Below are 23,785 nucleotides of genomic sequence, written 5' to 3'. Positions count from 1 at the left end.
CCAATTTAACTACGTAAACCATAATTTTAAAACTCCGGGCCGTTTACGTTGTTGCTTTTTATTGTATGAAGATACTGCTTACAGGTGCCAATGGTTATATTGGAGCAAGGTTGATACCAGCCTTGTTGCAGCAAGGCCATGAGATTGTGTGCCAGGTACGCGATCCGAAACTTTTTCAGAAACAAAGCCCGTATGCCGACCAGGTAACCCTGGTAAAGGGCGATTTGCTGCGTAGCCGCAGCATGGAACCACTGCCTACCAATGTTGACGCAGCATATTACCTGGTAAATGCCCTGCCCCAAACATCAGGTTTTGCTGGTTTGGAGGCGCTATCGGCCGAAAACTTTATACAGGCCGTTGACCAAACCGCCTGCAAACAAATCATTTCATTAAGTGAAATTGACGACCATTTGGGCCAGGCGGGTTTATCGCGCCAGCATGTGGAAGATATTCTGCGCACCAGTGATGCTGCCATAACTATATTAAAGTCTACCATGATTGTAGGCACAGGCAGTATAGCGTTGGAACTGATGGAAGGGCTTACAAAAAAATCGCCTATTATTATTGCTGCCAACTGGGCGCGTGCACAAGAACAGCCCATTGCAACCGATAATGTAATAGATTATCTGGTGGGTAGTCTTCTTAACGAGGATACCTTCAACAGCGAATTTCACATCAGCGGGCCGGATATTCTGACGTTTAAAGATATGCTGCTTATGCACGGCGAAATTTGCCGGCAGCGTAAAGTTAAAATTGTGACTGTGCCGCAGGTATCGTCAGCATTATCTTCTTACTGGCTCAATTACTTAACACCCATCAGCTACTCGCACGCTAAAACACTGGTGGAGAATTTAAAGTTTGACCTGGTTTCGCGCGATGATGCCATTAAAAGCATTATCCCATTGCGTTTACTTACTTTGAGGGATGCCTTGCAAACCAGCATACAAGTAAGTTCGTAGATATATCATCAATACTCAGCCCATGCAACACGTTTTAATAACCGGTGGTACCGGCCTTATCGGTAACCCATTAACAGAAGCATTGCTGGCTAAAGGTTATCAGGTAAGTCACCTGAGCCGTAGCCCTGGTAAAAACCCAAATGTTAAAACTTACTTATGGGACGTTGCCAAAGGCCAGATAGACCCCAGCTGCATAAACGGCGTCGATACCGTAATACACTTAGCCGGTGCAGGCATAGCCGATAAACGCTGGACGGCAGATCGCAAAAAACAGCTTATAGAAAGCCGCACCCAATCTATTCAGCTTATTTACGGCTTGTTAAAGCAAAACACTAATCATCAGGTAAGGCACATTATTTCGGCCTCGGCTACCGGCTACTACAGCAACCGTGGCAACGAATGGTTAACTGAGAATAGCGTACCCCTGCATGATTTTTTAAGTACCTGCTGTATTGAGTGGGAAAAAGCTGTTGATGAGGGCCTAGAGCTTGGCCTTACCATTACCAAATTCAGAACTGGTGTGGTACTCACAACCAAGGGCGGGGCTTTACCGCAACTGGCTAAACCAGTACGGCATGCCTTGGGTGCGCCGCTAGGCAGCGGAAAGCAATACATTCCGTGGATACATATACAGGATGCAGTAGACATATACCTGCAAGCTATTGAAGGCAGCTTAACCCCCGATACCTATAACATGGTTGCCCCTAACCCGGTTACCAACCAGCAACTTACGGAGGCCGTAGCCAAAGAATTTAACAAGCCGCTATGGTTACCCAATGTACCTGCAGCTGTGCTAAAGCTTATTTTTGGGGAAATGAGTATTGTAGTTTTAGGAAGCACCCGCGTTTCGGCCCAAAAAGTACAGGATGCCGGTTATCAATTTAAGTACAATAACATAGATAACGCGCTAAGAGATATTTATGCCTGATCAAAACCCCGTTACCTTATTCTGGTTCCGGCGCGACTTACGCTTACACGACAATGCCGGGTTATATTATGCATTAAAAAGCGCCAACCCCGTACTGTGCCTTTTTGTTTTTGACCGCGACATTCTGGATAAGCTGGAGGACCGGGACGATGCACGCGTTACCTTTATCTACAATGCGGTAATTGAATTAAAAAAGGAACTGGAGCAGCAAGGTAGCAGCCTACTTATTAAATACGCCCGGCCGCAAGAAGCATTTGAAGAAATTTTGAATGAGTACAACGTAACCGGGGTTTACACAAACCGCGATTATGAACCCTATGCCAAACAACGCGACAGCAATATTGGCGAACTGTTACAAAGCCGTAGTATCAGCTTCAAAACGTTTAAAGACCAAATAATTTTTGAGCGTGACGAGGTGGTAAAGGACGATCAAAAACCATATACCGTTTTTACACCCTACAAAAAACGTTGGCTCCGGACACTGAATGATTTCTATTTAAAGTCATACCCAACCGAAAAATATTTTAACAACCTGTATTCCGCGGCACCATTACAGGCAATTACCTTAAATGACATGGGTTTTGTGGAAAGCGCTATAGAGTTTCCCGCAACGGAGTATGAACATATTATTGATGATTATGCCCGCAACCGCGATTTTCCGGCCAAAAAGGGCACTTCACACATAGGCATACATTTGCGTTTTGGTACCATAAGCATAAGAGATGCTGTACGTGCTGCTTTTACGCGCGAACAAACCTGGTTGAGCGAACTGATATGGCGCGAGTTTTACATGATGGCGCTGGATCATTTCCCTGACACTGCACAGCACGCTTACCGGCCCGCTTTTGACCGTATACAATGGCGTAACAATGAAGAAGAATTTGAACTTTGGTGCCAGGGAAAAACCGGTTATCCACTGGTTGATGCAGGCATGCGGGAGCTGAATGCTACCGGTTTTATGCACAACCGCGTGCGTATGGTAGCCGCCAGCTTTATGGTGAAACATTTACTGATAGACTGGCGCTGGGGCGAACATTACTTCGGCCGCAAGTTACTGGATTACGAAGCCTCCACCAATATTGGTAGCTGGCAGTGGGTAGCCGGTTCGGGTACTGATGTAATGCCTTACTTCAGGATTTTTAATCCGGAGGCACAGGTTAAAAAGTTTGACCCCCAATTTGAATACATAAAAAAATGGGTTCCGGAATATGGCACCAGCCAATATCCAAAACCCATTATTGATAACCCCGACGGTAAAGAGCGTGCGCTTAAAACTTACCGGGCTGCAGTAGCTAAAGTTTAATTAGCTACCGATAAAATATTCATCTCAAAATGCAGAATAGAATAAGGAGATATGGCTCCATTAGATGAGCCGGTAGCTCCGTAACCTAATTTTGACGGAATAAATAGAGACAATTGTCCACCAGCTTTTGCAAATGGTAATCCACCTTGCCACCCTTTAATTGTTCCTCCCAATAAAAGCGGAATGCCTGCTTCCGTATTACCATCTTCAAAGATATATTGACTTAAATAAGGGCCGTTCAGGAGTCTACCTGTATACTGAACAGTTACTGTAGATGAGTTAGATATAACATCAGTACCTGTGCCTTGCCGGGTTACCTTATAGTACAATCCGGTGTATTCGCCAGTGTTAATCCGTGTATAACCAGTTAAGTTATTTGTTTTTAAGTAATTCGATATTACGTAATCATCATACTCATCCTGGTTGTTCACAACGTTTATATAAACATCCAAACTTTCGTTACCGGGTAAACGGCCGCTGCCGGTACCTAACCCGCTGCGCCCGTAAGCTAAACGAGAGGGTATTAAAAGGCGTGCACGGGTGCCTTTGTATTTAACTAAATTTTTAACCGCAAGCCGCAACCCTTCAGGTACTATATAACCAACCGGGCTGTAAGCCCTGCTGTAAATACCTTGTATGGTAGAACCTAAGATGGTATCGGTTAATGCAAACCTGCCGTCTAATGATTTCAGCGTACATAAATAAAATATACGGTCTGAATATTCAAGCGGAGTACCTTTGCCCTGACCTAATATTTGGTAATAAGTACCGGTGGTATCAACACCTCCCGATTTATCGCGCTGCATATTGGTTAAATTGTTAGCCTTTATGTAAGCTTGTATCTGTTGCTCATCGTAAGTTTTGATGTCAACATCATTACCCTCTTTGCGACAAGAGAACAGCCCGGTGGTTAACAATAAAAAAAGTGCTAAATAAGATTGTTTCATTTAAATTATTAGTTCGTTACATCAAATACTTCTATCCTAAAATCCAGTACCGCATTAGCATCCAGTCCTAACAGCGGTTGCCGGTAAGGCCCGTATGCATAGCGCGATGACACCAGCAACCTGATTATGCCACCCTTGTAAACCTTGGGTAAGCCAACCTGCCAGCCTCTTATTACTTCGCCCAATCGGTAAGCCGGGTGTACATCACCGGTAGTGGCAAATTGCCGCCCCGATGTTAACTCACGGCCTGTAAAGCCTACTGTTATATTACTGGCTAAACTATACAGGGTATTAACCGGCCCTTGTTTCTCTATCACATACCAAACGCCTATAGTATCGGGCCTGCCCAGTACGTTTTCTACCCGCTTTGCGCCGGTTATACCATTGTCGGTTATATACTTCTGAATAATTTGATCGTCGGTAGCAGCCTGGTCGGGGTTTATTACGGCAGGGTCATCTTGCTTTTTACAGGCCGTAAAAAGCAATACACAACAACAAAACCATAGTAACCTGTTCATCACCTTGTTAGTAATCGGCAAATTTACCTTTTTAAAGAATAAATAAGGCAGGTTAACAATTTTTAACATTTAAAAAGCAATACGTAAAGCGACGTGAAAATGAAACATGAAGATTGATTACCACACTAACGTATTATTCGGGGTTATAATCTAACGTAAGCTGATTTATTTTTTTTAGCGCTTTAGTAAGCTGCAGCTTCTCCTTTTCGCTGATATGCTCATTTAAATAAGCATTAAACTGTTTTACAATGGTGCGGGCCATCTGGCGCTTTTCTTTACCCAACGCTGTTAAATATATTTTAACGGAGCGCTTGTCGCCCTCGTTAGATTGCCGGTAAATAAGATCCATTTTTTCGAGCTGGGTAAGCATACGCGATAAACTGGTTGACTTTAAACCTAGCAGCGCCGCCACCTGCGATACGGTGGTACCTTCTTTTTCATCGATATTAATGAGCACATAACCAATGGATTGGGTTATGCCAAAATCGGCCACGAGCTGATTGTAGCGGTTGGCCATATTTTGCCATACAATCTTTAACAGGTAATCAATGGTTTCGTGCTGATGTTTCACATTACTAGGCATGCTTACCAAAGGTAGTTAAAATTGGGGTGTGGGCAAGAGGTGTGGAATTGTTAAAATTATAAGAGGACCAAGCATCTCAAACAAAAATAAGCATCTTGATTCTTCTAAAGGCGCTTCCCTTAAGGGCCGGGCTATCCGCTCATACTGCACCGGCCTTAACCACAAAGCCGGTATCCGCTACTATCCCTAACGCAGGACATTGTCAGGTCGATTCATCTTCAATGACATCCAGTTTCCATTCATCGTTATTTTTTACGAAGTGGTAAGTTACATGCACTCCGGTATCCTCCATTTCTAAAATGGCCGCAGCTTTATTACTGCCAGTTTCTTGTCTTGTAGTTATGTACGTTTTTTCGGTTTCAAACTTCCAAAACTTCCAGTCCCTCCTATTGATTACTTTAATTGTATCGCCCTCTTCGTAACGCAAAATATTTTTCAAAGGAAAGTTGATGCTCGACAGTTGCAGAACAGAGTCAGTCTTAAACCTCTGAAAAAAGGAATCAAAAGATTCTGTCCTAATGCCATTATTCTTCCTAAAGTCACTACCCGATACTTGCTGGAAAGCTTGAGAAGAATTATGCCGATCATTTTTGCAAGAAACCATCATGCAGGACATCATTACAGCTATTAGTATTACCCTCATCACTTACCAACCCATTTTAGTATCATCCCCCCTCGGGTCGGCACCGCCAACATACCCTTTTGGTGTAACCACAATAGCATCTACACGGCCAATACCGCCCCGATTGATGATCTTGTAACCTTTTTGCTGCAGCTTACTTATTACGCCGGCGTTCAAAGACTCATCCTCTATATACACTTCATCCGGCAACCACTGGTGATGAAAACGTTTGGAGGTTACCGCCTGCTGAGCATCCTGCCCAAATTCAACAACATTCAGAATGGTTTGAAATACTGAAGTAATAATTGTTGAACCTCCGGGGGTACCTACCACCATAAACAGTTTGCCATCCTTCTCTAAAATAGTTGGCGTCATGGACGATAGCATGCGCTTACCTGGTTGAATGCTATTTGCTTTACCACCAATAAGACCAAACATATTAGGTACACCTGGCTTGGCGCTAAAGTCGTCCATTTCGTTGTTCAGCAAAAAGCCGGCGCCTGCTACAAATATCTTGTTCCCAAACGAGCCGTTTAACGTAGTGGTTATAGACACGGCATTGCCCTGTGCATCAACAATAGAGTAGTGCGTGGTTTGGTCGCTTTCATAGCCAGCAAAGCTACCAGGCTGTACAGAGCTGCTTGGCGTGGCTGCGTTCCAATTAAAAGTTTTCATGCGATTGGCAATGTAACCGGACCTTAGTAAGCTATCAGCCGGTACCTTATAAAAATCGGGGTCGCCCAGGTATTTGGAACGGTCGGCATATACGCGGCGCTCCGCTTCGGTTATCAGCTGAACGGTGGAGTCTTGGTTGTGGCCCCAACGTGTTAAGGGGAAAGGCTCAACGCTTCGTAATAACTGCAATAAGGCAATTCCTCCGCTTGAGGGTGGCGGCATAGTGATAACCTTGTACTGCTTGTACTGCCCGGTTACCGCTTTACGCCATACGGAATGGTAGTTATCCAAATCGGCCTGAGTAATGAGGCCGTTACCCTTTTTCATTTCAGCAACCATATAAGATGCAACGGAGCCTTCGTAAAAACCGGCACGACCGTTATCGCGTATCTGGGTTAGTGTTTTGGCCAGGTCTTCCAGCACCAGTATATCGCCTGCTTTCCAGGGTGTATCTTTTGTAAAGTAATTTTTGCCAGCTGCATTCAGGCGATTAAAATCAGCCTTGTTTCGGTTAAGGTCATTAGCCAGGTGCTCTGTTACCTTAAAGCCTTTACGGGCCAGATCTATTGCGGGTTGTACCAGCTCCGCCCATTTTAACTTGCCATACTTTTTGTGGGCCTGCACCATGCCATCAACAGAGCCGGGAACACCGGCAGCCTGGTGGGTATACAGGCTTTTGTTGGGTATAACGTTTCCGTTGGCATCAAGGTACATGTTAGCACTGGCTGCTGCCGGCGCTTTTTCTCTAAAATCGAGCGTATTGGTTTCGCCCTTGCCAGACCGGTATACCATAAAGCCGCCGCCGCCAATATTGCCTGCCTGTGGCAGCGTTACAGCCAATGCAAATTGCACCGCCACGGCAGCATCAACGGCGTTACCTCCTTTTTTAAGTATAGATAAACCAGCTTGTGCAGCATCAGGATAGGCACAAACCACCATGCCTTTGTGATAGGCATCGGGCTCGCTTTGCGCTTGAGCTGTGGTGGTCAGCAAGCTTGCGGTAATCATAAAGGAAAGCAGTTTGCATATCTGCATGCGGATATTTAAAGTTGTGGTAACGATGGTGATCATTTTACTAAGTTAATGCAATAGCATTAAACTATCCTAATACGCCACAGTCAAAGAGGCGTTTTTGTGGTTAAAAATCAGCCACAAAATAATTAAGTCAACTTTTTTTAAACCCTTAAAGGCACAAAAACCGAAATTTGCCGTTAAGTAAAAAATCACATCATGAGAAAAACAGCTCTATTATTAATTATTGCAGCGTTTGTAATGCTGTTGCAACAGAAAGCCAGTGCACAAGATTACAGAGGGGCCGTGGGTTTGAAATTTGGCGGCTACGAGAACGGCATATCCGGCAAATACTTTATGAAACCTAATACCGCCATTGAGGGTATTTTAGGCATACGCTCACATGGTGTGGTACTAACCGGCTTATACGAAATACATCAAACTGCTTTTGATGTAGCTGAACTTAAGTTTTATTACGGTGCAGGTGCCCACTTAGGTGCCGTTGGTGATGGCTACTACAAAAGATACGGCGGCGACGACGAGTACTACAAGAGCGGCCTTTTACTTGGTGCGGATGGTGTAATAGGTTTAGAGTACCTTATTCCGCAAAGCCCTATAGCCATTAGCCTGGATCTTAACCCACGCGTTGAATTAGCCCGCGGTCCGTTTTTTGACCTGGCTCCGGGTTTAGGTATTAAGTATACATTTAAGTAAATTTCGTTTACATAATAAACGGGCCCGCATGTTGTTTACATGCGGGCTTTTTTGTTGGACCGGGAATTTCATGCTACCCTTTCTTCTTACGAAAACAAATTTCCTGATTGAGCACTTTAATTAGTGCATTTACTATTTAACAAAACATGAAAAAGATAATATTTCTGAGCATTACGGTAATGACAATAAGCCTCATTACAGCATGTTCACGTTATTCTTATTACTCTGTAGGTGGCACCGCCACCACACTAAGCAAGTACCGCACCTTTGCCTGGTTGCCGCCGCTTAAGCAAACGCGCAATGCAGCGCTTAACAATGATATTGCCGACCAGCGCATACATGAAACTGCCACAACAGATTTAGAGGAGCGGGGCTTGCGACTGAAAGGCAAAAACCCGGATTTACTGGTGCGCTATATGATTATGTTAGACGAGAAAGAGCGGATCTATGACCAGCCTGTTTATGATTACGCTGGCGGCGGTTATTACCCGCGGCTGGGTTATTACCATGGCCGCCGTGCTTACTATTATGCTTACAGCGCTCCATACCAGGTATACCTAGGCAATGACGTTGAGCGCGTACCCTATAAGCAAGGGACATTAATTATTGACCTTATTGACCGCAGAACCCGCAAAGTGATATGGCGGGGCTATGGTGTAGGCGAGGTAGATAACCCTGCACAAGCCACAAATGATATACCTAAAGTGGTAAACGGCATCATTAAAAAGTTGCCTTTAACGGCGGTTAAACAGCGTTGATTTTTAAGAAAAAAAGTTGCAACAACCATTAAACCTTTGGCTCGGGTTTTGTCTAACTTACATTAGCAAAATTATATCATGAAAAGAATACTAAATATAGCAGTGTTGCTGGTTGTCATCACTGCCTTTTCGGCTTGTAGCAATTACAGGTACTACACCGCCGGAAAAGACGACATTAGTTTGAGTCAGTACAAATCATTTGCTTTTGCACCGCTCCTTAAAGCACGCAAGCCCGACAGCGTTTTAGTTAATAAACGCGATTTAGGCGCACGTTTAAATTACGTGAACAATAACCGGTATTACAACAACCCGGAGGCGATGCAAAAAATTAAGGATGCTACCGTAAGCAATTTGCAAAGCAAGGGTTTAACCCTGCAAGAGGGCCGTGCCGATTTATTGGTACGCTTTAATACCATTGTTGACCGCGGTACCCGTACCAGCTACTACTCGCCTTATTATGGCGGTTGGGGCTGGGGACCAGGTTGGGGCGGCTGGGGTTTCCGTGGCCGTTTTAGCCCGTACTTTTACGGCGGCTGGGGCGGTGGTTATGCCTATCCAAGCCAGGAACATTTTAAAGAAGGCGTACTGTCAATTGAGCTGATAGATGCCCGTACCCATGAGCCGGTATGGATTGGCTACGGCGCCGGCGAGCTAAGCCGCGACCCGCAAAAGGTGATGACGCAACTGCCAAAAATTGTAGAAGACATTTTTAAACGCTTACCTGTGCGTTCATAAAAATTCTGCTATTTAATGATTCCTGCAAAGGGGGCTTTACAAAGCCCCCTTTGCTTTTTGTAGGTTATTGCTGCATCTCTTCCTTCCGAAAAAGTGATATCCCGAAAAAGCAGCAACTTTGTGCTTTAAATCGCCTCAAACAATGCCTGCATTACAAGGATTGAGTTACTCTTTCAATTAAAATGCAGCATCCAGCGTAATCCTAACATCGCGCTTTGCCACCGTTCCCCTTTCTACTTTAACCGGGTTTAATATCCCTTGGCCATCAGTCTCTGCCGCAAAAAGCCCGTTGCTTTCCTTTACAAAAACAGAGTAAGTTCCCGCTGGTAACTTCGCCTGGTAATGGCCTGTACTATCACTTTTAACCTTAGCGGCTAAACGGCTGTTCACTCGGGTAAACAATGGCATATTACCTTGCGTTTGCTGTGTGTTGGTGGCCCGGTAAATCCATACTTCGCGCACAACGCCTTTGCCCTTGCCACCAGATGACTTGCCTTTCATGGGCATCGGATTTCCACTCAACCGGTAGATATAACCTTCAACCCCCTCTGTAACTCGTGCCTGTGATTGCGCTTTTTGCGTAGAACACGACAGTAAGGCTAACATATTTATAGCTGTAAGTTTTAACATCATCTTTAATGTCGGCATATTTTGTACAAATTTGATAGTTGTAAAAAGGTAAATTTAAGGTAAATATCCGGCAGTAAAATGTTGCCGCATAATACTTAACTTACGCCTGCTTTACCATCCCCGCCGGTAAGGCTACTAAATTACAATATGCATATAAACTACTACTTTAAAAGTATTTCGGGAGCGTTATTGCTGGTGCTTTTTAGTGCCGGCGTTATGGCGCAAAAGCCCTTGGTTACTGCAGCCAAGAAGGCAGAGTTGGACCAACTGGCCACCCAGCTCGAAAGCACGTACACCACCAGCCTACAAAAAGCTTTAAGCGCAGCACCGCAATTTAACTGGCCTACCCGTAAAGTATCCAAAAGCGGCACGGTGTTTTCCTTGCAAAGATTAAATCGCTTAGGCTTTCCTATTTATTATAAGACTTATAATAACGTTATAGCTGCATCCACCACACGTACTAATACAGTACAACCGGGCGGCGCTACAGGGCTCAATCTTTCAGGTGCAAGCACACTGCTTAATGGTAAGTTAGCCATATGGGATGGTGGTTCGGTATATACCGGTCACCAGGAATTCGCCGGTAAGACGATTACCTTGCGCAATGCAGCAGCCGCTATAGATTTGCATGCTACACACGTTGCCGGTACCATGATAGCCAAAGGACTTTATGCACCTGCCAAAGGCATGGCCTTTAATGCCTCAACACTGCAATCGTACGATTTTAATAATGACGTAGCTGAGATAACAACAGCAGCGGCTACCGGTCTGTTACTGTCTAACCACTCGTATGGTACTTTAGCGGGATGGAATTACGATGAGGATGAAGCGCGCTGGGAGTGGTACGGTTTACCCGGCGATACTGAGGATTACAAATTCGGTTTTTATGACAGCGAATCGCGCAGCCTTGACCAGGTGGCCGTAAACGCGCCCTATTATTTAATTGTAAGCGCATCTGGCAACAGCAGAGGGTACCCCGGTCCGGCAGATGGTGCTAATTATTGGGGCTATACCAGCCGCACCAACCCAACGCTGATAAACAAAGGCCCGCGTCCGGCCGGCATTAGCAGTAATACTGGGTATGATGTAATACCCGGTTTTAGCAATGCTAAAAATGTTTTAACCGTTGGTGCCGTTAACCAGTTACCTTACGGTCCAACTACCCGGCAAGAGGTTGTGGCAGCGTACTTTAGTGCTATTGGGCCAACTGATGATGGCCGTATTAAACCTGATATTTGTGGTGATGGTGATGCGGTTTTATCAACTAGTAGCAGCAGCCCAACTGCTTATACTACACTGTCGGGCACATCCATGGCTACACCAAATGTTACAGGTTCATTATATCTATTGCAAGAGTTGTACAGCCAGCGCAATAGCAATGCTTTTATGCGCTCGGCTACTTTGAAGGCACTGGTTTGCCATACCGCTTTCGATGCCGGTAATATTGGGCCCGATTATATTTTTGGCTGGGGTGTACTGGATATGCAAAAGGCAGCACAAGCTATAACCGACCGCGGCACCAAAAGCCAAATCAATGAAAATACACTTACCCAGGGGCAAACTTTTACAGGTGCTTTTACTGCATCGGGCAATGGTCCATTTAGTGTAACCATTGCCTGGACAGACCAGCAAGGCACGGTTTCGGCCGATGGAACAATAAACGACCGCACACCAAAACTGGTGAACGATTTGGATGTAAAAGTAACCGATGGTACCACTACCTATAACGCCTGGCTTTTAGATCCGCTCAATCCGTCAGCCGCTGCCACACGCGGCAATAATATACGCGACAACATAGAGCAGGTATATATCGAAAACGCGGTTCCAGGTAAACGTTATACCATAACGGTTACCCATAAAGGCACCTTAACAACCGGCTCACAGCCTTACTCCATGGTTATTACCGGCATTGGCGGCGCGGAGTATTGCACATCAGCACCCGCTTCGAACGCCGACTCGCGTATTAATAATTTCACCCTGTCGAACATCAACAATACACCGGCCGCAGGCTGCACCGGCTATTCAAATTTTACCGGCCTCACTGCCCAACTCGAAAAAGGCCGTAGCTATCCTGTAAGCATAACTTTGGGTACCTGTGGAGCCAATTTTGACAAACGCGCTAAAGTATTTGTAGACTGGAACGGCGATGGTACTTTTAACCCTGTGACCGAACTGGCCGTTACTACAAGCAATAACATCAACGGAACAGGTACTTTTACCGGCCAGATAACCGTGCCACCCGATGTGATACCAGGCAACTACAGCCTCATGCGTGTAGTTTTAAATGAAACCAGCGATCCTAATACCATAACGCCTTGCGGAACTTACAGCAAAGGCGAAACGCAGGATTACCGGGTACAATTTATGCAAGCGGCGCGCGATGCCGGTGCACTATCGGTAAGTAACAGTGCTATAGGCGGTGGTTGTGCGGGAAATTCACGCATTAGTGTGCGGTTAAAAAACTTCGGTACGTCAGAAATTAATAACATTCCTGTCAGGGTAACCATCACGCCGGCCAACGGCGGGCAGGTTACCACCTTAATTGAAACGTACACCGGCACTTTACCGCAGGCTGCCGAAGATGATTTTATTTTGAACAGTACCTACACTACAGTAGCAGGTGCATCTTACACGGTAACGGCCGAAGTATTGTTGAACAATGATCCAATTTTAGCCAACAATACAGTTACAGCATCAGTAGTTATTGGCTCAACGCCTGTACCTACCAACCTATCTGCCGTTTATTGTGATGATACACAGCAATACCTCCTATCGGGTACAGGTGATGGCGCAGTATTATGGTACGCTACGCCTACCGGCGGTGTTCCGGTAGCAGCGGGGCAAACTACTTTTACCAAAACTGCACCTGCTAACAAAACTTTTTATGCAGCTTTAAATGACTATAGCGCAAGCGTAGGGCCGGCCACCAAATATGCCTTTAGTGGCGGCAGCTATAACCAGTTTGGCCAAATTGTAACCGTAACTACTAAAATACCCGTTATTATTCAAAGTGCGCGCTTATATGTTGGCAATTCGGGCCGGGTAACTATAACCGCAAGCAACGCAAATGGCGAAGAGGTGGGCCGCACGGTGCTTAACGTTACCGCTACCCGCACTACACCGGCCGCAGGCGCACAGGCCGATGACCTGGCCGACCAAGGCCAGGTTTACAACCTGAACTTGTTATTACCCGACCCAGGATCTTACCGTTTAAGCATAACCTACGCTAACAACGCTACCCTTTATCGTAGTAATGGTGGGGTAAGCGGGTATCCGTTTGGTAATGATATTTTTGCCATTACCCGCAATAATGCCACGCTGGCCACTAACCCATCAGACACAACAGCTTACCGGAGCTTTTACTATTACTTTTTTGATATGAAAGTAGCCAGTGCCGGCTGCGCCTCGGTAGCCAGGGTTCCGGTTGTAGCCGCCAGTCCGGTAATTACTCAAAACGGCACTACGCTGGTATCAAACTTTACGGCTAACAACCAGTGGTATTTAAACGGCGTGCTCGTACCCGGCGCTACCGGTCAAACCTATGTGCCCGCTCAGAGCGGCAATTACCAATTAAAAAATGTATTGGTAACCGGCTGTACAGCTATATCGCCTGTATATACTTATATAAAGAGCGATGCGGCAACCAATACACCAACCGCCATCAGACTGTCGGCTTACCCGGTGCCTGCCACTACGGAGCTTAATGTGAGCTTTATAGCCGATGCTGCCAGCGACATGACACTATCATTGGTAAACACACTAGGCAAAACGGTTTACAGTAATAAAGCCAGTATACAGGCCGGCAGTTACAGTACCACTTTCAGCGTATCAAACCAACCAGCCGGAACTTATATTCTACGCGTATTGCTTGGACAGAAAGCCTACAGTGCCAAGGTGATTATTATAAAGTAAAGAGGTGTTATAAAACAAAGGAGGCCGGTTATCATCAACCGGCCTCCTTTGTTTTTATAGTGTTAGGAAACAAGCCTACGGTGTTAGCAACTAAATGCTTTAGGCCAGTTTCACAATTTTTCTGTAATTAGCTCACTAAGATAAATACTTGCCTACAATAGGCATTCTGCGGCCCATACCAAAAGCTTTGGGCGATACCCGCAAAATGGGCGGTGTTTGATATCGCTTATGTTCGGCCGTGTTTACTAATTTAATTACCCGGCGTACCGTTGTCTCATCGTAACCCGACTGAATGATCTCGGCTGATGACAGGCGCTTTTCGATATATTCCACAAGGATGGTATCCAGCGTATCATAATCGGGCAGCGAGTCACTATCTTTCTGATCGGGGCGCAACTCTGCTGATGGTGGCTTAACGATGGAGTTTTCGGGGATAATTTCGCTGTTACGGTTGATGAATTTAGCCAGTTGGTAAACCTGCGTTTTGTATACATCGCCCAAAACGGAAATGCCGCCGCACATATCACCGTAAAGGGTGCCGTAACCTACTGCTGCCTCGCTTTTGTTAGAGGTGTTTAATAAGATGTAACCAAATTTATTACACATTGCCATCAATACCACCGCACGGCTGCGGGCTTGTAAATTTTCTTCGGCAATGTTAAATGGCAGGCCGTCAAACTGTGGGTGCAGGGCGGTTTCAAAGGCATCGGTAATATTCTTAATTTCTACCGTCTCCGTTTTGCAACCCAGATTCTTAATCAGATCTTCGGCGTCGGTTATGGAGTGGCTGGTTGAGTATTTAGATGGCAGCAGCACGGCCATCACGTTCTCAGCACCTAAAGCCTCTGCGGCCAAAGCACAAACCACTGCAGAGTCTATACCGCCCGAAAGTCCCAATATAGCTTGCTTAAAACCTGATTTATAAAAGTAATCACGAATGCCGAGTATTAAACCCTGATAGATCTGCTCGATGTCGCTTTGTCGTTCGGGCATTAAAGTTGCCGGCTGGGCAGGCGTAACGGTAGCATCGTCGTTTAAGGTATAGTAGGCCAGCTTTTCTTCAAAGTAAGGTAGCTCGTCCACCAAGTTACCATCACTACCAAAAACCAGTGAGCCACCGTCAAAAATAATTTCGGTTTGGGCTCCAATATGGTTTACGTAAAATAACGGTAGTTTATAACGCTTTGCATTATTCCCTAAAATGGCAATGCGCTCTTCATCATGGTTATAAGCAAACGGCGAAGCTGCAATATTTATCATTACATCGGGCTTTTGCTCTATCAGTTTATCCATTGGCCGTGTAATGTACAGCGGGTTTTCTATAGTATTCCACAAGTCCTCACATATAGTAAGCGCTATGCGGCGGCCTTTATATTCTACACACTGAAACTCTGTTTCAGGTTCAAAGTAGCGATATTCATCAAATACGTCGTAATTTGGCAATAACGCTTTGTTAACTACCTGTTGCACCTTACCATCGGCAATAAAATACGCTGAGTTATGCAAGTCCTTGCCGCCCTTGCTTTTATACTTATTAGGTGTTGGGGTACCAATTATGCAAGCAATGCCTTCACATGCCGCAGCAATTTGCTGGGCCGATTGTTCGCACAGGCCAATAAATTCTTTAAATTCCAGGAAGTCGCGGGCCGGATAACCACTTAGGCATAGCTCAGCAAATACCACCAGATCGGCTCCGTTTTGACGTGCCGTATTGATAGCCTCAATAATTTTAGCGGTATTGGAGTCAAAATTACCAATGTGGTAATTTAGTTGTGCGAGTGCAATTTTCATAGTATGCATTTATTAGATGGAGTTGCCAATAATAAATGCAACCCAAAACCTTTAATTTTGTTGAAAGTAATATGACGATACTCTACAGCGGCAAATTAAAACAATTTTATGCGCTTTTTTTAGCGGCAACTTTGATAACGGCTTGCGAGCAGGACAAGAATAAGGTTGATATCAGCAACATTAAGCTCGAAGTACATATTGAGCGTTTTGATCACGACTTTGATATGCTCCGCACCCGGCCCATGCCGCAACAGGTTACCGTACTTCAAAAAAAATATGGCGATTTTTACCAGGATTACATAGAACGCATACTGGAAGTGGGCAACATTGCTGATACCAGCTACTTTGCCGACCTCCGGCAGGTGGTTAGCGGAAAGCCATACATGGATCTGAAACATGAGGTTGACTCGGTTTATCCTAACCTGGATAAGCAAGAAGAAGGGTTGACCGATGCTTTCAAACGTATTAAATATTATTTTCCGGCTAAACAACTGCCAAAAGTATATGCTTACTTTTCAGGTTTTCAGGCGCAAACCACATTGGGGAATGGTTATTTTGGAGTAGGGCTCGATATGTTCCTGGGTGCAAAATCAAAATTTTACCCGGCGCTGGTTAATACATTTCCACACTACCTTTCGCGCCGGTTTACGCCTGATAATATGGTGCCAAGAATAATTGAGGGTATTATACGTGAAGACATGTTCCCTGAGAGCGGCAACGATAAATCTTTACTGGCTAAAATGATTTACGAGGGCAAAATGATGTACCTGATGGATCAATTGTTGCCTGATGTGCCCGACACCACAAAAATTGGTTATACCAGGCAACAATTGGAGTGGTGCCAGGCTTTTGAAAGCAATGTATGGGGTTACTTTTTGGAAGAAAATCTGTTATACGAAACTGATTACATTAAACTGCAGAAATACCTTAACGAAGCTCCCTTCACCCCTGGCCTTGGTGAAAAAAACGAGTCGGCACCTAAGCTGGCTGTTTGGACCGGCTGGCGCATTGTCCGTCAATACATGATTAAACACCCCGATACCACCTTACAGCAGCTATTAGCAATGACCGATGCACAGAAGGTATTGAATGATGCAGGGTACCATCCCAAGTAAAGATGATAAAATAAAAAAGAGCTTTCTGAAATTATCAGAAAGCTCTTTTCTTTTATAGATTAAAGTGTGGTTACGCTTTTAAAATTGCAAAAACACCTTTCAAGGCAATTAAAATACCAATTACTAAGATGATGTTTGAAACGCTGGTGAATAAAAATCCGTGACCAAAAGCTTGGTCTAAGAAACGGAAAAATACACCTACAGTGCCCACAATGATGGCAACCGTTAAAATTGCATAGATATTGATTGAGTTTGCCTTTTCCATCGAGCTCATAGTGATTTCAATTATGTTGTCGCAAAAATAAAAATGTTTAGCTAATATCGGGCAACTCATTGCATATTTTTAACAGGCTTTATCTGCACGGCATCTTTCATTACATAACGCTTTACCAACAGCCATACACCTACCCCAGCTAATATGAAAACCCATAGGTTGGTAAGGCCTATTATGAAGGATGCAAACAACTGCCAGCCATTGGCCAAAGCAAATGTAAACTGTTTAAAAAATGAAATTTGGTAAGCGCCCGGATCGTCGTTTGCAATGTTCTCTTTCATAACTACGTCGCTTTGGTAAAGACTCATATCAACCACGCTGTTTCGAGCAGCGTCATCAATACGTTTATTATTAATCTTTTCATCAACCATATCATCTTTTAGCATCAATACGGCTGCCGGGTCTTTAATTTTTATCTTCCCTGTCTTTTGCTGGCTGATGAGTTGCGTACGACTGTTTAGTTTCAATTGCGACGACAGGTAATCCAGTGTGCGATCTTCAATGTCCATGCGCCTGGCCTTTACATGTAGCCCAAGTTTGCCAACACGTGTCATAAATTGCTCCAAGCTATCTGACGGGATCTTGACTGCAATACTCGCCGTGGTATGCAAAACAGATACGCGTTGCAGAGAGTCGCTGCTCAAAAGCATATCCTGCGATCTAACCTCTTCTGACTGCATTTGATGATGCATTACCATGCCATGAAATTTATTCGTAAGATTCACAATGTGCTCACTGGCAGCCGAAACATCTTTAACTTTCATATCCATGTCGGCCGTTTTAACCAATTTTGTAGCGGTACTGTCGGCTGCAACCGTATCGGCGGCGCTGCTTGCACTATTGTTAACGGGTTCGTAATTGCTTCTCCCTTTGCAGGCTCCCAGCAGGCAAAGCGCGGCCAGGAGCACTAATAAGTTACTCATTTTCATTTGGTTAAGTTTAAAGGTTTTGTTATTGATACACCGAAACCCAAAAAAGTAACCTATGTTTGGCTTGTGTGATAAGTTTGTTACGTAAGCAAAATAGTCCAGGTACTACTAACGAATGGCAAACGCACATCAGGCGCAGATGCGGTTAGCTAAAATTTTGACGCCTTGCCTGCCGGAAACGAAAAAAGCCCCGAGAGTTCGGGGCTTTAAACACATATTTAAGTTTATAATTATCCGTTTGATAATGCCGCAGCACCGCTCACAATCTCAGTAAGCTCAGTGGTGATTGCGGCTTGCCGGGCTTGGTTGTATGAAAGCTTTAACGCCTTCAACAGATCGCCGGCATTTTCAGTCGCCTTGTCCATAGCCGTCATACGTGCGCCGTGTTCAGAAGCATTTGAATCCAGAACGGCACGGTACAACTGTATTTTAATATTCTTAGGAATCAGCTGCTCAACAATAGCTTTCTGCGATGGCTCCAATATGTAATCGGTTTGTTCGGCAGCACTCTTAGTTTTATCGTCGCTTTCTGCTTTTGGCACAGGCAACAACTGCTCAGTTACTAAAAACTGCGTAGCAGCGTTGCGGAAGTGGTTATAAACCAGCTCAACGCGGTCATAATCTCCATTCACAAAGCCCTGCATAACCGACTCTGTAATTTTCGATACGTTAATAAAGTTCAAATCACTGTAAACTTCATTATTATCACCAATTACATTGTAATTACGTTTTAAGTAATAGTCTTGCGCTTTGCGGCCTATGGCTACTATAGATACATTACCTGCTCTCAACTGCTCGCTGTATTTCTCGGCAATAATGTTATTAGCAGCTTTAATGGCATTAGTATTAAAAGCACCTGCAAGTCCGCGGTTTGATGATACCACTACCACCAGTACACGTACAGGCTCACGCTCCTGCAAATAAGGTGATGCGCCATCTTCAATACTGGCCGATAGGTTAGCCAGCATTTCTTTAAGTTTAGTAGCGTAAGGACGCAACTGAACAATAGCATTGGTTGCTCTCTTCAGCTTAGCTGCCGAAACCATTTTCATGGCTTTGGTAATCTGCTGCGTTGAGTTTACAGATGCAATACGGTTTCTTACTTCTTTTAAATTAGCCATCTATTTGAGATGTAAGTATTGAGATATGAGATATGAGCTTAAAACAAGGATTTAAAATCTTGTCTCTATACTCACGTCTCCTATCTCCTATCTAAATATTAATATTTTCCTGTTAGTTCTTTAGCTACCTTTTCCAGTACGCCGGTTAACTGGTCATCAAATTTACCAGCTTTAAGGGCTGCTAAAACTTCAGGATGACGCATTTCCAGCTGGCTGGTAAACTCGCTTTCAAACTCCCTTACCTTGTTTACAGGCACGTTACGCATCAGGTTTTTAGTACCGATGTAAATAATGGCAACTTGTTTTTCAACAGATACAGGTGAGTACTGACCTTGTTTAAGGATCTCTACGTTACGGGCACCCTTATCAATCACGTTTTTAGTAGCCGCATCCAAATCAGAACCGAATTTAGAGAAAGCCTCTAACTCGCGGTATTGTGCCTGGTCAAGCTTTAAGGTACCGGCAACTTTTTTCATGGATTTAATCTGCGCATTACCACCCACACGTGATACCGAAATACCTACGTTGATAGCCGGACGCACACCTGCGTTAAACAGGTTCGACTCCAGGAATATCTGACCGTCGGTAATTGAAATTACGTTAGTTGGGATATAGGCAGATACGTCACCAGCCTGTGTTTCGATGATTGGCAATGCTGTTAACGAGCCACCGCCTTTTACCAGGTGTTTGATTGAATCTGGCAAATCGTTCATCTCACGGGCAATCTCATCATTTGCGTTGATTTTGGCCGCACGTTCTAACAAACGGCTGTGCAAATAAAACACGTCACCAGGATAAGCCTCACGGCCCGGTGGACGGCGAAGTAATAATGATACCTCACGGTAAGCAACAGCTTGTTTAGACAAATCATCATAAACAATTAGTGCCGGACGACCGGTATCACGGAAGTACTCGCCTATAGCAGCACCTGCAAATGGCGCAAAGAACTGCATTGGAGCAGGCTCAGCAGCACTGGCAGCCACAACGATGGAGTAAGGCATAGCACCGTTCTCCTCAAGCGTGCGTACAATGTTGGCAACAGTTGATGCCTTTTGACCACAAGCTACATATATACAAATTACCGGTTGGCCGGCAGCATAAAATTCTTTTTGATTGATGATGGTATCGATACAAACCGCAGTTTTACCAACCTGGCGGTCACCAATAACCAACTCGCGCTGGCCACGGCCAATAGGAATCATTGCATCGATAGCTTTGATACCAGTTTGCAATGGCTCAGTTACCGGCTGACGGTAAATAACACCAGGAGCTTTACGCTCCAGAGGCATGTCATAAGTAGCACCGGCAATAGGGCCTTTGCCATCAATTGGCTCGCCCAGAGTGTTCACCACACGGCCAAGCATACCTTCACCTACTTTTAAAGAGGCAATTTTGTTGGTACGTTTAACGGTATCACCTTCCTTTACTTCGTCATACTTACCCAACAATACCACACCCACGTTATCTTCTTCCAGGTTAAGTACGATACCTTGCAAGCCGTTATCAAATTCAACCAACTCGCCTGATTGAACTTTTGTTAAGCCATAAACGCGGGCAATACCGTCGCCTACCTGAAGCACAGTACCCACTTCTTCTAATTCAGATTCTGACTTAAAGCCCGACAACTGCTGACGCAAGATGGCCGATACTTCGTCTGGTCTAACCTCTACCATTTTAATGTTTTATTTTTAGTATAAGTGTCTATAAATTATTGTATCACCTTTTGGGCGAATTCTTTTCTCATTTTCTGCAGGCTTGTTGAAACTGATGTATCAATTTGGCGGTCGCCTACAGTTAATATAAAACCACCAATTAACGATGCATCAACCTTAGCCAGCAGTTGCACCTCTTTACCACCAAGGCTTTTCACCTCGCTGATAATTTGCTGCTTATTAGCTTCAGAAAGCGGTGCTGCAGAAACTACTGTAGCTTTTACTACTTCCTTTTTAAGATTATACTGATTCAAGAACTCCTGGGCTGTAGGATATAAAATCTCACTGCGGCTCTTATCCACCATAATCTTAAAGAAAGCGTCGGTGTTAGGATTTACCTTGCCAGTAAATATGGCCTGCAGTATTTTTGTCTTTTTATCGTGCGAAACAATAGGGTTGCGCAACACAGCTTGCAGTTGGCTATTAGCCTTAACTGTTTGCACAAAAAAGGCCATATCATCCTTAATGGCTTCTAAAGCATTTCTCTCCTCCGCCAAATCAATCAACGACTTTGCGTACCGGTATGCAACTGTTATTTCTGACATTCTATTGAGTTGTCGGTTGGTGGTTATTGGCTGCCATTGTAATTACTTACAACACGCAACTTTAAACTCGCAACTTATTTTATCGTTACTTCTTTTAATAAATCGGCTACTAATGCATCTTGCGCTTGCTGATCAGAAATCTCTTTGCGTAAAATCTTCTCTGCAATTTCTACAGATAAGGTTGCAACCTGGTTTTTCACATCGGCCATAGCAATCGCTTTAAGGCTGTTGATTTCGAGGCGTGCATTTTCAATCATACGGGCACCTTCAACATTAGCAGCATTTTTAGCCTCGTTCACTATCTGATCTTTCAGCTGGCGGGCTTCGCGTAAAATTAAATCACGCTCGGCACGGGCTTCTTTTAACAGTTGCTCGTTCTCATTGGTTAAACGCGCCATTTCTTCCTTAGCTGCCTCTGCTTTCAATAAAGCGTCCTCAATTGAACGCTCACGATCGCCGATAGCGGCCATAATTGGCTTCCAGGCAAATTTGCTCAGTAAGAACAACAGTATTAAGAATGCTACTGCGGCCCAAACCACAAAGCCTAAATGATCATTTAATAAACCTTCGAATAATTGTTCCATTTATTGAATATTGTTATCTAAACAACACTTTTTAACTTTATAAAAACCTTACCTGCCGCCAACCGCTGCAAGTAAGGTTTTATTTTTTGCCGGGATGATTATTTACCCAACAGTGCAACTACCACACCGAACAGTGCAACACCCTCAATAAGAGCGGCAGCGATGATCATTGCAGTTTGAATTTTTGAAGAAGCTTCAGGCTGACGAGCAATACCTTCCATGGCTTTGCCACCTACCTGACCGATACCGATACCTGCACCGATAACCGCTAAACCTGCACCTAATGCAGCAATACTTCCAGTCATGTTTGTTAAATTTAAAAGTTAAATATAGTGTATAATTATTTACAAATTAGTGGTGATGCTCCTCAACTGCGGTACCAATAAACAGCGCAGTAAGCATGGTAAAAATAAACGCTTGTAAGAATGCTACTAGTAACTCCAGCACATCCATAAATAGTACGAATACGATAGATACCGGCGCAATCCACAACGTTTTGAAAATGAAGATCAACGATATCAAACTCAACACGATGATGTGACCTGCCGAAATGTTAGCATACAAACGTATCATTAATGCAAACGGACGAGAGATTACACCGATCAGCTCCACCGGGATCATGATAGGATATAACCAAACCGGTACAGGCGGCATAAAAATGTGTTTCCAGTAGTATTTGTTAGCGCTGAAGTTTACCACTATCAATACAATGAAAGCCATTACAAACGTAAGCAGAATATTACCCGTAACGTTAGCACCTCCTGGGAATACCGGAATCAAGCCCATCAGGTTATTGATCCAGATAAAGAAGAATATGGTTAACAAAATAGGCATATAACGCTGGTAACGGTAACCAATATTAGGGCGGGCAATTTCATCACGCACAAACATAATAACCGGCTCAATAAGCGATTGCAAACCTTTTGGCGCTTTACCTTCACGCTTTTTATAAGCAGCGGCAACAGTAAAGAAGATCACGAACAATATGATACCGGCTAACCACATAGCCAATACGTTTTTCGTGATCGAGAAATCGTAAATATGCTTTGAGGCTTCCTTATCAACTTCGCCGGCGGCATTTACTACCCTTATCTTATCTTCTACCAGTTTGTAGGTATAGAACTTAGCCTGATAAGCCTCATGCCCGTGGTGAAAATTTGCTGCCGAGAAAAATTCAGTTCCCTTGTCGGTAAAAAGAATAATTGGCAACGGCAATGATGTTTCACCCCACAAGTGCCAATAGTGCGAGTCGGCAATGTGCTCCAGAATTGCAGTGGTTGGATTGAAGGCTTCCTGTTCTGCATTTTTAGCCTCTGCGGATGCTTCTTCGTGTTGTATAGCGAAAGTTTTACACGTGGTTAGTGTAAAAAGAACACCTAAAATTAACCGAAGGAATATTTTTTTTGAGTTCAAAATGTG

The 23,785-nt window shown here is 44.3% G+C and carries 23 protein-coding genes; 8 read left to right on the top strand and 15 right to left on the bottom strand.

All coding sequences use genetic code 11. The features are described 5' to 3' along the window. The first annotated feature begins 65 nt into the window (after positions 1-65). From ABDD94_RS05470 to ABDD94_RS05460, 3 genes are read left to right on the top strand one after another with little or no spacing between them, the layout of a single operon-like run. Entirely contained in the window at positions 66-959 is an 894-nt protein-coding gene (locus tag ABDD94_RS05470) for an NAD(P)H-binding protein (protein WP_345954998.1), read from the top strand. Positions 960-981: 22 nt separating this feature from the next. Then, complete coding sequence (locus ABDD94_RS05465) at positions 982-1,887, top strand: TIGR01777 family oxidoreductase (protein WP_345954997.1); 906 nt, start codon at positions 982-984, stop codon at positions 1,885-1,887. Beyond that, positions 1,880-3,190, top strand: coding sequence for a deoxyribodipyrimidine photo-lyase (locus ABDD94_RS05460; protein ID WP_345954996.1), 1,311 nt, complete (start codon positions 1,880-1,882; stop codon positions 3,188-3,190). The genes ABDD94_RS05465 and ABDD94_RS05460 overlap by 8 nt, the downstream gene beginning before the upstream one ends. Here ABDD94_RS05460 and ABDD94_RS05455 read toward each other — a convergent pair. The 5 genes from ABDD94_RS05455 to ggt form a co-directional block, all read right to left on the bottom strand. Then, positions 3,187-4,137: an FKBP-type peptidyl-prolyl cis-trans isomerase gene (locus ABDD94_RS05455; RefSeq protein ID WP_345954995.1), complete on the bottom strand. Its 951-nt coding sequence runs from the start codon at positions 4,135-4,137 to the stop codon at positions 3,187-3,189. The genes ABDD94_RS05460 and ABDD94_RS05455 overlap by 4 nt on opposite strands. Before the next feature lie 8 nt (positions 4,138-4,145). After that, the gene (locus ABDD94_RS05450; RefSeq protein ID WP_345954994.1) at positions 4,146-4,724 is read right to left on the bottom strand and encodes an FKBP-type peptidyl-prolyl cis-trans isomerase; all 579 of its coding nucleotides are present in this window, start codon (positions 4,722-4,724) and stop codon (positions 4,146-4,148) included. Between the two features lie 64 nt (positions 4,725-4,788). Beyond that, a complete protein-coding gene (locus ABDD94_RS05445; RefSeq protein WP_345948539.1) occupies positions 4,789-5,238 on the bottom strand; it encodes a MarR family transcriptional regulator in 450 nt (149 codons plus the stop codon). A 202-nt stretch (positions 5,239-5,440) separates the two neighbouring features. Next, positions 5,441-5,842: a DUF4348 domain-containing protein gene (locus ABDD94_RS05440; protein WP_345955978.1), complete on the bottom strand. Its 402-nt coding sequence runs from the start codon at positions 5,840-5,842 to the stop codon at positions 5,441-5,443. A gap of 42 nt (positions 5,843-5,884) precedes the next feature. Then, positions 5,885-7,606 (bottom strand): gamma-glutamyltransferase, encoded by a 1,722-nt coding sequence (gene ggt / locus ABDD94_RS05435; protein ID WP_345954993.1) that lies wholly within the window; start codon positions 7,604-7,606, stop codon positions 5,885-5,887. A gap of 159 nt (positions 7,607-7,765) precedes the next feature. Between ggt and ABDD94_RS05430 the strand changes: the two genes are divergently transcribed. The 3 genes from ABDD94_RS05430 to ABDD94_RS05420 all read left to right on the top strand — a co-directional run bounded on the left by ABDD94_RS05430 (position 7,766) and on the right by ABDD94_RS05420 (position 9,753). Further along, positions 7,766-8,260 carry a hypothetical protein gene (locus ABDD94_RS05430; RefSeq protein WP_345954992.1) on the top strand — a complete coding sequence of 165 codons (495 nt, stop codon included), beginning with the start codon at positions 7,766-7,768 and terminating at the stop codon, positions 8,258-8,260. A gap of 146 nt (positions 8,261-8,406) precedes the next feature. Continuing rightward, a complete protein-coding gene (locus ABDD94_RS05425) occupies positions 8,407-9,018 on the top strand; it encodes a DUF4136 domain-containing protein (protein WP_345954991.1) in 612 nt (203 codons plus the stop codon). A 78-nt stretch (positions 9,019-9,096) separates the two neighbouring features. Continuing rightward, positions 9,097-9,753, top strand: a complete 657-nt coding sequence (locus tag ABDD94_RS05420; protein ID WP_345948548.1) for a DUF4136 domain-containing protein — start codon at positions 9,097-9,099, stop codon at positions 9,751-9,753. A gap of 177 nt (positions 9,754-9,930) precedes the next feature. Here ABDD94_RS05420 and ABDD94_RS05415 read toward each other — a convergent pair whose 3' ends face one another. Continuing rightward, positions 9,931-10,359 (bottom strand): hypothetical protein, encoded by a 429-nt coding sequence (locus ABDD94_RS05415; RefSeq protein WP_345954990.1) that lies wholly within the window; start codon positions 10,357-10,359, stop codon positions 9,931-9,933. Positions 10,360-10,530: 171 nt separating this feature from the next. Between ABDD94_RS05415 and ABDD94_RS05410 the strand changes: the two genes are divergently transcribed. Next, positions 10,531-14,295 (top strand): S8 family serine peptidase, encoded by a 3,765-nt coding sequence (locus tag ABDD94_RS05410; RefSeq protein WP_345954989.1) that lies wholly within the window; start codon positions 10,531-10,533, stop codon positions 14,293-14,295. Between the two features lie 135 nt (positions 14,296-14,430). On the opposite strand, the gene ABDD94_RS05405 is transcribed toward ABDD94_RS05410, so the two are convergent. After that, positions 14,431-16,086: an NAD+ synthase gene (locus ABDD94_RS05405; RefSeq protein ID WP_345954988.1), complete on the bottom strand. Its 1,656-nt coding sequence runs from the start codon at positions 16,084-16,086 to the stop codon at positions 14,431-14,433. 71 nt (positions 16,087-16,157) lie between these two features. Between ABDD94_RS05405 and gldB the strand changes: the two genes are divergently transcribed. After that, complete coding sequence (gene gldB, locus ABDD94_RS05400; protein ID WP_345954987.1) at positions 16,158-17,201, top strand: gliding motility lipoprotein GldB; 1,044 nt, start codon at positions 16,158-16,160, stop codon at positions 17,199-17,201. A 70-nt stretch (positions 17,202-17,271) separates the two neighbouring features. Here gldB and ABDD94_RS05395 read toward each other — a convergent pair whose 3' ends face one another. From ABDD94_RS05395 to atpB, 8 genes are all read right to left on the bottom strand, one after another. Beyond that, on the bottom strand, positions 17,272-17,466 hold the full coding sequence (locus tag ABDD94_RS05395; protein WP_345954986.1) for a hypothetical protein: 195 nt from the start codon (positions 17,464-17,466) through the stop codon (positions 17,272-17,274). A 65-nt stretch (positions 17,467-17,531) separates the two neighbouring features. Further along, positions 17,532-18,398: a DUF4349 domain-containing protein gene (locus ABDD94_RS05390; protein ID WP_345954985.1), complete on the bottom strand. Its 867-nt coding sequence runs from the start codon at positions 18,396-18,398 to the stop codon at positions 17,532-17,534. Positions 18,399-18,634: 236 nt separating this feature from the next. Beyond that, positions 18,635-19,525, bottom strand: a complete 891-nt coding sequence (atpG, locus tag ABDD94_RS05385; RefSeq protein WP_345954984.1) for an ATP synthase F1 subunit gamma — start codon at positions 19,523-19,525, stop codon at positions 18,635-18,637. Positions 19,526-19,623: 98 nt separating this feature from the next. After that, complete coding sequence (atpA, locus tag ABDD94_RS05380; RefSeq protein ID WP_345948556.1) at positions 19,624-21,198, bottom strand: F0F1 ATP synthase subunit alpha; 1,575 nt, start codon at positions 21,196-21,198, stop codon at positions 19,624-19,626. 35 nt (positions 21,199-21,233) lie between these two features. Continuing rightward, positions 21,234-21,782, bottom strand: a complete 549-nt coding sequence (gene atpH, locus ABDD94_RS05375) for an ATP synthase F1 subunit delta (protein ID WP_345954983.1) — start codon at positions 21,780-21,782, stop codon at positions 21,234-21,236. A gap of 74 nt (positions 21,783-21,856) precedes the next feature. Further along, positions 21,857-22,366 carry a F0F1 ATP synthase subunit B gene (gene atpF / locus ABDD94_RS05370; protein WP_345948558.1) on the bottom strand — a complete coding sequence of 170 codons (510 nt, stop codon included), beginning with the start codon at positions 22,364-22,366 and terminating at the stop codon, positions 21,857-21,859. 98 nt (positions 22,367-22,464) lie between these two features. Then, positions 22,465-22,671, bottom strand: coding sequence for an ATP synthase F0 subunit C (atpE, locus tag ABDD94_RS05365; protein WP_157540113.1), 207 nt, complete (start codon positions 22,669-22,671; stop codon positions 22,465-22,467). Positions 22,672-22,717: 46 nt separating this feature from the next. Next, entirely contained in the window at positions 22,718-23,779 is a 1,062-nt protein-coding gene (gene atpB / locus ABDD94_RS05360; protein WP_345954982.1) for a F0F1 ATP synthase subunit A, read from the bottom strand. Between the last annotated feature and the right edge of the window lie 6 nt (positions 23,780-23,785).

The sequence above is a fragment of the Mucilaginibacter sp. PAMB04168 genome (genome assembly GCF_039634365.2).
Taxonomy (GTDB): Bacteria; Bacteroidota; Bacteroidia; order Sphingobacteriales; family Sphingobacteriaceae; genus Mucilaginibacter.
This window is presented reverse-complemented; position numbering and strand designations above follow the sequence as displayed.

What these genes read in the sequence shown, in the direction of transcription:
- ABDD94_RS05415 (WP_345954990.1), bottom strand. Translation starts at nt 10,359, where the DNA reads ATGTTAGCCTTACTGTCGTGTTCTACGCAAAAAGCGCAATCACAGGCA.
- ABDD94_RS05430 (WP_345954992.1), top strand. Translation starts at nt 7,766, where the DNA reads ATGAGAAAAACAGCTCTATTATTAATTATTGCAGCGTTTGTAATGCTG.
- ABDD94_RS05460 (WP_345954996.1), top strand. Translation starts at nt 1,880, where the DNA reads ATGCCTGATCAAAACCCCGTTACCTTATTCTGGTTCCGGCGCGACTTA.
- ABDD94_RS05450 (WP_345954994.1), bottom strand. Translation starts at nt 4,724, where the DNA reads ATGTTAAAAATTGTTAACCTGCCTTATTTATTCTTTAAAAAGGTAAAT.
- ABDD94_RS05455 (WP_345954995.1), bottom strand. Translation starts at nt 4,137, where the DNA reads ATGAAACAATCTTATTTAGCACTTTTTTTATTGTTAACCACCGGGCTG.
- gldB (WP_345954987.1), top strand. Translation starts at nt 16,158, where the DNA reads ATGACGATACTCTACAGCGGCAAATTAAAACAATTTTATGCGCTTTTT.
- ABDD94_RS05395 (WP_345954986.1), bottom strand. Translation starts at nt 17,466, where the DNA reads ATGGAAAAGGCAAACTCAATCAATATCTATGCAATTTTAACGGTTGCC.
- ABDD94_RS05445 (WP_345948539.1), bottom strand. Translation starts at nt 5,238, where the DNA reads ATGCCTAGTAATGTGAAACATCAGCACGAAACCATTGATTACCTGTTA.
- ABDD94_RS05465 (WP_345954997.1), top strand. Translation starts at nt 982, where the DNA reads ATGCAACACGTTTTAATAACCGGTGGTACCGGCCTTATCGGTAACCCA.
- atpH (WP_345954983.1), bottom strand. Translation starts at nt 21,782, where the DNA reads ATGTCAGAAATAACAGTTGCATACCGGTACGCAAAGTCGTTGATTGAT.
- atpF (WP_345948558.1), bottom strand. Translation starts at nt 22,366, where the DNA reads ATGGAACAATTATTCGAAGGTTTATTAAATGATCATTTAGGCTTTGTG.
- ABDD94_RS05405 (WP_345954988.1), bottom strand. Translation starts at nt 16,086, where the DNA reads ATGAAAATTGCACTCGCACAACTAAATTACCACATTGGTAATTTTGAC.
- ggt (WP_345954993.1), bottom strand. Translation starts at nt 7,606, where the DNA reads ATGATCACCATCGTTACCACAACTTTAAATATCCGCATGCAGATATGC.
- atpE (WP_157540113.1), bottom strand. Translation starts at nt 22,671, where the DNA reads ATGACTGGAAGTATTGCTGCATTAGGTGCAGGTTTAGCGGTTATCGGT.
- ABDD94_RS05440 (WP_345955978.1), bottom strand. Translation starts at nt 5,842, where the DNA reads ATGGTTTCTTGCAAAAATGATCGGCATAATTCTTCTCAAGCTTTCCAG.
- ABDD94_RS05470 (WP_345954998.1), top strand. Translation starts at nt 66, where the DNA reads ATGAAGATACTGCTTACAGGTGCCAATGGTTATATTGGAGCAAGGTTG.
- ABDD94_RS05425 (WP_345954991.1), top strand. Translation starts at nt 8,407, where the DNA reads ATGAAAAAGATAATATTTCTGAGCATTACGGTAATGACAATAAGCCTC.
- atpG (WP_345954984.1), bottom strand. Translation starts at nt 19,525, where the DNA reads ATGGCTAATTTAAAAGAAGTAAGAAACCGTATTGCATCTGTAAACTCA.
- ABDD94_RS05410 (WP_345954989.1), top strand. Translation starts at nt 10,531, where the DNA reads ATGCATATAAACTACTACTTTAAAAGTATTTCGGGAGCGTTATTGCTG.
- ABDD94_RS05390 (WP_345954985.1), bottom strand. Translation starts at nt 18,398, where the DNA reads ATGAGTAACTTATTAGTGCTCCTGGCCGCGCTTTGCCTGCTGGGAGCC.
- atpA (WP_345948556.1), bottom strand. Translation starts at nt 21,198, where the DNA reads ATGGTAGAGGTTAGACCAGACGAAGTATCGGCCATCTTGCGTCAGCAG.
- ABDD94_RS05420 (WP_345948548.1), top strand. Translation starts at nt 9,097, where the DNA reads ATGAAAAGAATACTAAATATAGCAGTGTTGCTGGTTGTCATCACTGCC.